This window comes from Thiobaca trueperi, assembly GCF_004342175.1.
Taxonomy (GTDB): domain Bacteria; phylum Pseudomonadota; class Gammaproteobacteria; order Chromatiales; family Chromatiaceae; genus Thiobaca; species Thiobaca trueperi.
Map to the genome: position 1 here is coordinate 50,563 of NZ_SMAO01000013.1, position 9,609 is coordinate 60,171.

The window sequence follows — 9,609 nt, forward strand, 5'->3', positions numbered from 1 at the left end:
CAGAGCACAACGATGCCCAGCCACACGGAGCGCGATTTCGAGACAGCGATCGAGGCCGGTCTGACGAGCGTGGGCGGTTACGAGAAGCGCGAGCCGAAGGACTACGAGGAATCGCTGGCCCTCTTCCCCGACGATGTCATCGGCTTTCTGAAAGACAGTCAGCCGGCCAAGTGGCAGGCATTGGAGGCGCTGCTCGGGCCGAAGACCGCCGCGACCGTGCTCGACAGTCTGGTCAAGGAGCTGGAGCTGAAGGGCACGCTCCACGTCCTGCGCCACGGGTTCAAGTGCTACGGCAAGACCTTCCGCATGGCCTGGTTCCAGCCGAACACCCGCATGAATCCCGCTGCGGCGGAGAACTACGCCAGGAACCGCCTGACCATCACGCGCCAGGTCGGCTTCACCTCGGTCATGAAGAAGCCAGGCGGAGGACACAGGTGCTGCATCATCGACGTGACCCTGGCCGTCAACGGCATCCCGGTCGTCACCGCCGAGCTGAAGAATCCGCTGACCGGGCAGCGCGCCGCCGATGCGATCCGCCAGTACGAGCATGAGCGGGACGAGCGGGATCTCTTGTTCGCCTTCAAGAAGCGCGCACTGGTCCACTTCGCCGTGGACCCGGACGAGGTCTGGATGACGACCCGGCTGAGCGGCAAGGAGACCCGTTTCCTGCCCTTCAACCGGGGCCACGAGCAGGGCGCGGGCAACCCGCCGGTGGCGGGGAACTGGAAGACCCATTATCTCTGGGACGAGGTGCTGCAGGCCGACAGCCTGCTGGAGATCCTGCAACGCTTCATGCACCTGGAAGTGAGGGAGAAACAGATCGGGACCGACAAGGGCGTGCGCACCCTGCGCAGGGAGACCCTGATCTTTCCGCGCTACCACCAGCTCGACGCGGTCCGCCGACTGGTCGCGCACGCCAAGACCCAGGGCGCGGGCCGGAACTATCTGATCCAGCACTCGGCCGGCTCCGGCAAGTCGAACTCCATCGCCTGGCTCGCGCACCGGCTGGCCAGCCTGCACGACGAACGAGACGAGAAGGTGTTCCACTCGGTCATCGTCGTGACCGACCGGCGGGTGCTCGACCAGCAGTTGCAGGCGACCATCTACCAGTTCGAGCACAAGACCGGCGTGGTCGAGAAGATCGACGAGGACACCCAGCAGCTCGCCCGCGCCCTGTCCCAGGGCACGCCCATCGTCATCACGACCATCCAGAAATTCCCCTTCATCTCCCAGGCGCTCTCGACGCTGGAGAAGAAGGGCGGTGGCGTGACCATCGACACGACAGGCAAACGCTTCGCCGTCATCGTCGACGAGGCGCACTCGTCCCAGAGCGGCGAGACCGCGACGGCGCTGAAGGGCATGCTGAACAGGCACGGGATCGAGTCGGCCATCGCCGCCCAGCTCTCCGGTGAAGAAGACGACGACCTGTCCGAGGAGGCCAGGGCCACCGTGCTGCGCGATGCGCTGCGACGCGCCCGACAGCCGAACCTGAGTTTCTTCGCCTTCACGGCCACGCCGAAATTCAAGACCAAGGCACTGTTCGACGAGCCAGGTCCGTCCGGCGCGTCGCCTTTCCATACGTACTCCATGCGGCAGGCCATCGAGGAAGGCTTCATCCTCGATGTGCTCCAGAACTACATCACCTACAAGCGCTTCTTCGGCCTGATCAAACAGATCGAGCACGACCCCGATGTGCCGCGCAAGAAGGCGGCGAAGGCGCTGACCCGTTATCTGGAGCTGCATCCGGTCAACATCGAGCAGGTCGTTGCGGTCATCGTCGAGCATTTCCGGCTCTATGTGATGCACGAGCTGGGCGGGCGCGCGAAGGCGATGGTGGTCACGGGCGCCCGCCTGGCCGCCGTGAAATACAAGCTCGCCTTCGACCGTTACATCAAGGAGCAGGGTTACAGCGGTATTCGCTCGCTGGTGGCCTTCTCGGGCACGGTCGAAGACCCGGACGACCCCGGATCTTCCTACACCGAGGTGGCGATGAACGGCGGTCTGGCCGAGCGCGAGCTGCCCGAGATCTTCGAGCGCGACGATTACCGGGTACTGCTGGTCGCCGAGAAGTATCAGACCGGCTTCGATCAGCCGCTGTTGCAGACCATGTATGTGGTGAAGCGCCTCGCCGGTGTGCAGGCGGTGCAGACACTCTCGCGGCTCAACCGCATCGCGCCGGGCAAATCGCGCACCTTCGTGCTCGACTTCGCCAACGAGGAGGACGACATCTACCAGGCGTTCAAGCCCTACTACGAGACGACGCCCGTGGGCGAGAACGCCGACCCCCAGCGCCTCTCGGAACTGCAACACCGTCTGCTGGAATGGGCGATCTTCACGCCGACGGACGTGACCGTCTTCGCCGAGGTCTGGTACCGCGCCAAGCGCGACCATTCAGCGAGCGATCATCGGGTGATGAATGCGGTGTTCGATGCCGTCGTGCAGCGCTTCCAAGAGCGGGAGGAAGAAGAGCGCGAGGCGTTTCGCGGCCAGTTGACGGCCTATCGCAACCTCTATGCCTTCCTGTCGCAGATCATCCCCTACCAGGACAGCGACCTCGAACGTCTCTACGCCTTCGTGCGCAACCTGCTGACGAAGCTCCCGCCGCCCGGCGATGGTCAGGGCTTCGTGCTGGATGACGAGGTGGCGTTGCGGTTCTTCCGGCTCCAGCAGATGACCGAGGGCTCCATCGATCTCTCGCAGGGTGAAGCCTATCCGCTGAAAGGGCCGACCGATGTCGGCACCAGCGGCGTGAGAGACGAGCCGGTTGCCCTGTCGAGCCTGATCGACCGCCTCAACGAGCGTTTCGGCACCGACTTCGCCGAGGCGGACCAACTCTTCTTCGACCAGATCCGGGCCTCGGCTGAAGGCAACGAGACCATCGCCGAAGCGGCCCGCGCCAACAACTTCACCAACTTTGCGGCCTATCTGGACCGCATGCTGGACGAGCTGTTCATCGCGCGCATGGAGGGCAACGAGGAGATCTTCTCGCGGGTGATGACGGACAACGAGTTCCGCTTGGCGGCGCACGAACACTTAGCGCGCGAGATCTTCCGCCGTGCGCGTGAGAAAGACGGAGTCCACTGACCGGTCCCTGGCGCGTTTTCGGGCACCTCCAATCCGCCACCCTGCCCCCATCAACAGCAACTGTCATGATGGCTATGCTGCCAATCGTGTTCCTGACCCGCGCTGTCTTTGCCTGGGTTGTCGTGTTGCTGACGTTTGCATTGCTGGCAAAGGCGTGGCTGATCATCTGCTTTCTGAAGAGACTGGAAAAGGCATCAGTGGTAGCGAAACAGGATGGCTGATTCGATCCGTTGATACAGGACGCTACCTTTCTCTAAAACGGCTGGCGCAAAGGAGGCTCTATGTTCTTCACGCATTGGAAAGTGGCAACCCGCATCCGCTTGCTGGTCGGCCTGACGCTGCTGGGTTTGCTCGTGCTCTGCATGGCCGCCCTGTTTCAATTAAAGGGTCACATGCTGGAGGACCGACAGGAGAAGACGAAGAATCTGGTTGAAGTCGGAATGGGTGTATTGGCTCATCAGCAGCAACTCGTCGCAGCGGGGAAACTGTCTCTGGACGAGGCAAAACAAGCGGCAAGGGAGACGTTGCGCGGGATTCGCTATGGAGGAAATGACTACTACTTCATTTTCGATACCAATCACGTCTATGAACTGCTTCCGACCAAGCCAGAGTTCGAAGGTCAGAACAAGAAAGATCTTCAAGACGCCAAGGGTAAATTTCTGATCCAGGAGATGGTCAGGACCGCACAGCAGGGAGGCGGGTTCGTCGATTACTGGTTTCCGCGTGCCGGACAAACCGAACCAGAGCCGAAACTGTCCTACACCGCCCTGTTTGCCCCCTGGGACTGGGTCATCGGTACCGGCATCTACATCGACGATATCGATACCAGATATCGCGGTGGTGCCATCCTGCTTGGCGGTATCTCGGCTGTACTGCTGATCGGACTGGGTCTTGTGGGGTGGCGCATCGGTGTCAGCGTGCTCGTCCAGTTGGGTGGCGAGCCTGTGACGGCCAAGACGATTATGCAGCAGGTCGCACAGGGCGATCTCAGGGTCGAGGTCGGCAATCCACCCCCGGACAGCCTGCTGGCATCATTGAATGCCATGGTGAACTCGCTGCACGAGCTGGTTGCCGAGATCAACACGGAGGCCGACTCACTGGTCTCGGACGCGGAGAAGATCAAGCAGGCATCCGACGAGATCTCCAACGCCTCGCTCCATCAGTCCGCAGCAACCTCCTCAATGGCGGCAGCAATCGAGCAGTTGACCGTCAGCTCAACCCACATTTCAGACAGCGCACGCGAGACCGAGGGCGATTCGCATGGCGCCATGGAGCTTGCCTGCCAGGGACGCGAGCGGGCCGATCAGGCGAGCCAGGCGATTCAGACCATCGCCGCGACGGTGACGGATACCTCCAGCCGGATCAGTGCGCTCGAAGACCGCGCCGTGCAGATCTCCTCGATCGTCGGCGTGATCAAGGACATCGCGGGCCAGACCAATCTGCTCGCCCTCAACGCCGCCATCGAAGCGGCACGCGCGGGCGAGCAGGGGCGCGGTTTCGCGGTGGTTGCCGACGAGGTGCGAAAACTGGCCGAACGCACGTCCCGTGCGACGACGGAGATCGAACAGATGATCACCGGTATTCAGGGCGACACCGGCGCCGCCGTCGCCGCGATGAACAGAGTCCTGCCCGAAGTGGAGGTCGGCGTGAAGCTCGCCAACTTCGCCTCGGAATCGCTTGGCGCGATTGAGGCCGGAGCAAAAGGCACGCTGAGTCGGGTCCGGGAGGTGGCGGACGCGACACGGGAGCAGGCCGCCGCATCAACCTCTATTGCGCAGCATGTGGATGAGATTGCAAACATGGTCGAGGAAACAACGGTCGCGATTCGCGAAACGGCCAGGACGGCCAGTCGGCTCGAAGGGATCGCGCAGAATCTCAAGCAGCAGATCGCTCGATTCCGTGTTTAGGGCAAGTCGCTTCCGCGCATTCCCCGTCAACTCGGATCGCAGACAGACGGATAGGAAGATGAGTCTCTCACCGGCAGACACCTTGTACACTCGCGAAGCGGGAAAGGCTGACCAAATCCTGACCGGTCGCGGGAGGCATCATCCTGCTGCTGGCAGCACTGGCTGCATGGCAATCAGCGCAATTCCTCGAGACACTGATCAAGCGAGATCCGCCAGTCCGGCATCGCCAGCCCGAAGGTCTCCCGGAAGCGGCGATTGTCGAGCACCGAATACAGGGGCCGTTTGGCCGGGGCCGGATAGTCGGTGGACGGAATGGGGATGAGGCTGGACTCCAGCCCGCTCGCTTCCAGGATGGCGCTGGCGAAGCCATACCAACTCACCTGACCCGAGCCGGTGAGGTGATAAAGCCCGCCCACTTCGTCCAGATCCAGTTCGCCGCGCAGGACGCGGTAGAGGATCATCGCCGTCATCTCGGCCAGCATGCGACTCCAGGTGGGCGAGCCGATCTGATCATCGACCACCCGCAGTTCGTCGCGCTCGCGCAGCAGACGCAGCATGGTCAGCAGGAAATTGGCCCCGCGTGCGCCATAGACCCAACTGGTGCGGAAAATCAGCGCCCTGGCGCCCGATTCGAGCAGGGCGCGCTCGCCGCCGAGCTTGGTCTCGCCATAGACGTTGAGCGGAGCCGGCTGGTCGTCTTCGGTATAGGGACGGTCGAGGGTGCCGGGAAAGACGAAGTCAGTCGAATAATGGATGATCGGGGTGCCGCGCGCGGCCAGCAGCGCGCCTAGTTCGCCGACCGCATCGGCGTTGATGCGGCGGGCGGTTTCATGATCGGTCTCCGCCTTATCGACGGCGGTATAGGCGGCGGCGTTGACCACGGCATCAGGCTGCGAATCGGCGATCAGGCGCGCCAGCGAGGCCGGGTCGAGCAGATCAATGACCGGGCCGTATTCGCCTTCCAGCGAGGCGGCAATCACCTCGCCCAGACCGGCGAGGGTGCGACGCAATTCCCAGCCGACCTGACCATTGGCGCCGATCAGGAGGATGCGGGGCCGGTTGCCGGCCATATCGTGCTTCGTCATTGATAGTCCTCATAGCCCGGCAGATGCGCCGCCGGGATGTCTTTCAAAAAAGCGGCTTCGCTGTCTTTACGCGAGAGTTCCGGGGCGCCGTTCAACGGCCAGTCGATGCCGATGTCGGGGTCGTCCCAGCGCACGCTGAATTCGGTCGCCGGGCTGTAATACTCGGTGTTCTTATAGACGAAGAGCGCGCTCTCGCCGGTCACCAGAAAGCCGTGGGCAAAGCCCGGCGGCACCCAGAACTGGCGTTTGTTCTCGCCGGACAGGGTCACGCCGACCCATTTGCCGAAGGTGGGCGAGCCGCGACGGATATCAACCGCCACGTCAAAGACCTCGCCCACGTAGACCTGCACCAGCTTGCCCTGCGCATGCGGATGCTGGACATGCAGCCCGCGCAGCACGCCCTGGCGCGAGAAGGACTGATTGTCCTGCACCATGACGCCCGGAATGCCGTGCTCGGCATAGCGGTTGGCGCGATAGGTCTCCAGAAAATAGCCGCGCTCATCGCCCCAGACCTTGGGCTCGATGATGAGCACGCCGGGAATTGCGGTCTCGATGATCTTCATACCCGGCCCCGTTGCAGCAGGCCCAGCAGATAATCGCCGTAACCGCTCTTTTTCAGCTCCTCGCCCATGGCGCGCAACTGCGCCTCACCGATCCAGCCGTTGAAGTAGGCGATCTCTTCCGGGCAGCAGATCTTGAGTCCCTGACGCCGTTCGATGGTCTCGATGAACTGGCCGGCCTGCATCAGTGATTCATGGGTGCCGGTGTCGAGCCAGGCGGTGCCGCGTCCGATGCGGGTCAGCGCGAGCTGGCCCTGACGCAGGTAGCAGTTGTTGAGATCCGTGATCTCCAGTTCACCGCGCGGCGAGGGTGTGAGCGACTCGGCCAGCTCACAGACCTGGTTGTCATAGAAATAGAGTCCGGTCACCGCCCAGTTGGACTTGGGCACACGCGGTTTTTCTTCCAGATTGACGACCCTGCCCTCGGCGTCGAATTCGGCCACGCCATAACGCTCGGGATCGGAGACGTAATAGCCGAAGACGGTCGCGCCTGCTTCTCTGGCGCTTGCGGCCTTGAGCTGATCGACCAGACCGTGACCGTAAAAGATGTTGTCGCCCAGGATCAGACAGGAGGGCGCATCGCCGACGAATGGCTTACCGATGAGAAACGCCTGCGCCAGACCGCCCGGATGTGGCTGTTCGGCATAATCCAGGATCAGACCCCATTGTGAACCGTCGCCGAGCAGCGCCCGGAACATCGGCAGATCCTGCGGAGTGGAGATGATCAGGATCTCGCGAATCCCCGCCAGCATCAGCGTGGACAGCGGATAGTAAATCATCGGCTTGTCATAGACCGGCAGCAGTTGCTTGCTGATGGTGCGGGTCAGCGGATACAGCCGGGTGCCGGAGCCACCGGCCAGAATGATGCCTTTACGATTCATGTCTTCAATCCCAAATGGACAGGATTAACAGGATTAAAAACATTCAAATCCTGTCAATCCTGAAAAATCCTGTTAATCCTGTCTATTCCGATGCCGCGCCCAGACGCTCGCCGCGATAACTGCCGTCGGTGACACGCTGGCACCACTCGGGGTTGTCCAGATACCAGCGCACCGTGCGGCGCATGCCGGACTCGAAGGTCTCTTCCGGCTCCCAGCCCAGTTCGCGCTTGAGCTTGCTGGCGTCGATGGCGTAACGGCGGTCATGTCCGGGACGGTCGGCGACGAAGGTCTTGAGCTGCGCATGCGGACGATGGGGCGAGCCTGGCATCAGCTCATCGAAGAGCGCACAGAGGGTATCGACCACGTCGAGATTGGTCCGCTCGCTGTTGCCGCCGACGTTGTAGACCTCGCCTGGAGTCCCCGCCTCCAGCACCCGCCAGATCGCCTTGCAGTGATCCAGCACGAACAGCCAATCGCGCACATTGCCGCCGTCCCCATAGATGGGCAGCGACTCGCCGCGCTGCGCCTTGAGGATCATCAGCGGGATCAGCTTCTCGGGGAACTGATAGGGGCCATAGTTGTTGGAGCAGTTGGTGGTGAGCACCGGCAGCCCGTAGGTATGGAACCAGGCGCGCACCAGATGATCCGAGGCCGCCTTGGAGGCCGAATAGGGCGAATTGGGCGCATAAGGCGTGGTCTCGGTGAAGAGCCCGGTCGGCCCCAGCGAGCCATAGACCTCGTCGGTCGAAACATGCAGAAAACGAAAGGCCGCTTTGGCTGCTGCATCAAGCGCGGACCAATGCGCGCGGGCGCAGTCGAGCAGATTGAAGGTGCCGACCACATTGGTGTTGACGAACTCAGCCGGGCCGTCGATGGAGCGGTCCACATGACTCTCGGCGGCGAAGTTCACCACTGCATCGATTTCATGCTCGGCCAGCAGACGGCTGACCAGCTCGCGGTCACCGATGTTGCCCTGGACGAAAAGATGGCGCGGGTTGTCTTTGAGCGCAGCCAGGGTGTCCAGATTGCCGGCATAGGTCAGGCAGTCCAGATTGACGACTCGGACATCGGCCTGTTCGAGGATGTAATGGACGAAATTGCCGCCGATAAAGCCCGCGCCGCCGGTAACCAGTAAGGTTCGCATGAAATCATTTCCTGAAATGGCTTACGGCTATGTTAACGCAACTGGCCTTGCAACCAGAAGACGCCCCTGGAATCGATCCGAAGGCGAAGGATATTTGGCAGGAAGGTGGCGCAATGCCTCGTCAAAGGCCTTGGCAGACGCGCATATCTGATTGACCGGTCTCTGGTTTACACCCAGGATAACGCGATCTCCCTGACCAAAACGAACCGAATCACACCCGACAAATGGTCGTCGTTGTCGCGTTACCTTTGTTAGAGTGCTGCGCCCTGCCCGCTCCGACTGAGCATGATCACCCTGTTTAAGGTAACCCCGATGCCAACACAGACACGTCCAGCATTACGAACCTGGAGCAGCCTGCTTTCCATCCTGATTCTGCTGTCGCTCGCTGGTTGCGGGGCGGTGAAAAAAGACAAGCTCGCTGTGGGTCTACAGTCCGCGACGAACGCCTATCAATCGGCGCTCCGCTGGGGTTATTACGAGACCGCCTATGGATTCCTCCATCCCGATGCGCGTCAGGACAAACCTCTGCCGAAAGTGCTGGAGGGGTTGCGTCTGACCGGCTACGACGTGGTGCAACCACCAACGATTCAGGGTGAGGAAACGGCAACCCAGATCGTGATGATCGAATACCTGCATGAAGATCGGCAGATCGTCAAACAGATCACGGATCGTCAGCTCTGGCGTTGGGACGAGAGCGTGCAAGCCTGGCGGCTTCATTCAGGGCTGCCCAAGTTTGAGTAGACCCGACTTCAGTCATCCTGATCTCAGGGGCTTTTTCGTCATCAAAGAAGCACACGAAATCTTTCAGCGTGACGGAGTCCCGCCGGGGTCAAGCCGAGAATGACATTTACTGCGGAAAACCGCTTGACGCAGTGTCTGTAATTTGTATAATGCGCGGCTCGCTGTGAGTTGACGACTGAGTGTGAGTGGTCGTTGGGGTTTTAGGGA

General features: G+C 61.6%; 8 protein-coding genes. 4 read left to right on the forward strand and 4 right to left on the reverse strand.

The features are described 5' to 3' along the window. Window positions 1–12 precede the first annotated feature (12 nt). The 3 genes from EDC35_RS17875 to EDC35_RS17880 all read left to right on the forward strand — a co-directional run bounded on the left by EDC35_RS17875 (window position 13) and on the right by EDC35_RS17880 (window position 4,991). Complete coding sequence (locus tag EDC35_RS17875) at window positions 13–3,084, forward strand: type I restriction endonuclease subunit R (RefSeq protein WP_132978618.1); 3,072 nt, start codon at window positions 13–15, stop codon at window positions 3,082–3,084. 65 nt (window positions 3,085–3,149) lie between these two features. After that, entirely contained in the window at window positions 3,150–3,305 is a 156-nt protein-coding gene (locus EDC35_RS18635; protein ID WP_165903479.1) for a hypothetical protein, read from the forward strand. A gap of 99 nt (window positions 3,306–3,404) precedes the next feature. After that, complete coding sequence (locus EDC35_RS17880; protein WP_243651776.1) at window positions 3,405–4,991, forward strand: methyl-accepting chemotaxis protein; 1,587 nt, start codon at window positions 3,405–3,407, stop codon at window positions 4,989–4,991. Between the two features lie 173 nt (window positions 4,992–5,164). On the opposite strand, the gene rfbD is transcribed toward EDC35_RS17880, so the two are convergent. From rfbD to rfbB, 4 genes are all read right to left on the reverse strand, one after another. Further along, a complete protein-coding gene (gene rfbD / locus EDC35_RS17885; RefSeq protein ID WP_132978620.1) occupies window positions 5,165–6,076 on the reverse strand; it encodes a dTDP-4-dehydrorhamnose reductase in 912 nt (303 codons plus the stop codon). Continuing rightward, entirely contained in the window at window positions 6,073–6,639 is a 567-nt protein-coding gene (gene rfbC, locus EDC35_RS17890) for a dTDP-4-dehydrorhamnose 3,5-epimerase (RefSeq protein WP_132978621.1), read from the reverse strand. Before rfbC ends, rfbD begins: the two co-directional genes overlap by 4 nt. Continuing rightward, the gene (rfbA, locus tag EDC35_RS17895) at window positions 6,636–7,517 is read right to left on the reverse strand and encodes a glucose-1-phosphate thymidylyltransferase RfbA (protein ID WP_132978622.1); all 882 of its coding nucleotides are present in this window, start codon (window positions 7,515–7,517) and stop codon (window positions 6,636–6,638) included. Before rfbA ends, rfbC begins: the two co-directional genes overlap by 4 nt. Before the next feature lie 82 nt (window positions 7,518–7,599). Then, window positions 7,600–8,661 (reverse strand): dTDP-glucose 4,6-dehydratase, encoded by a 1,062-nt coding sequence (gene rfbB, locus EDC35_RS17900; RefSeq protein WP_132978623.1) that lies wholly within the window; start codon window positions 8,659–8,661, stop codon window positions 7,600–7,602. 312 nt (window positions 8,662–8,973) lie between these two features. Between rfbB and EDC35_RS17905 the strand changes: the two genes are divergently transcribed. After that, entirely contained in the window at window positions 8,974–9,402 is a 429-nt protein-coding gene (locus EDC35_RS17905) for a hypothetical protein (protein WP_132978624.1), read from the forward strand. Window positions 9,403–9,609: the final 207 nt, after the last annotated feature.

What these genes read in the sequence shown, in the direction of transcription:
- EDC35_RS18635 (WP_165903479.1), top strand. Translation starts at nt 3,150, where the DNA reads ATGATGGCTATGCTGCCAATCGTGTTCCTGACCCGCGCTGTCTTTGCC.
- rfbC (WP_132978621.1), bottom strand. Translation starts at nt 6,639, where the DNA reads ATGAAGATCATCGAGACCGCAATTCCCGGCGTGCTCATCATCGAGCCC.
- rfbD (WP_132978620.1), bottom strand. Translation starts at nt 6,076, where the DNA reads ATGACGAAGCACGATATGGCCGGCAACCGGCCCCGCATCCTCCTGATC.
- rfbB (WP_132978623.1), bottom strand. Translation starts at nt 8,661, where the DNA reads ATGCGAACCTTACTGGTTACCGGCGGCGCGGGCTTTATCGGCGGCAAT.
- EDC35_RS17875 (WP_132978618.1), top strand. Translation starts at nt 13, where the DNA reads ATGCCCAGCCACACGGAGCGCGATTTCGAGACAGCGATCGAGGCCGGT.
- rfbA (WP_132978622.1), bottom strand. Translation starts at nt 7,517, where the DNA reads ATGAATCGTAAAGGCATCATTCTGGCCGGTGGCTCCGGCACCCGGCTG.
- EDC35_RS17905 (WP_132978624.1), top strand. Translation starts at nt 8,974, where the DNA reads ATGCCAACACAGACACGTCCAGCATTACGAACCTGGAGCAGCCTGCTT.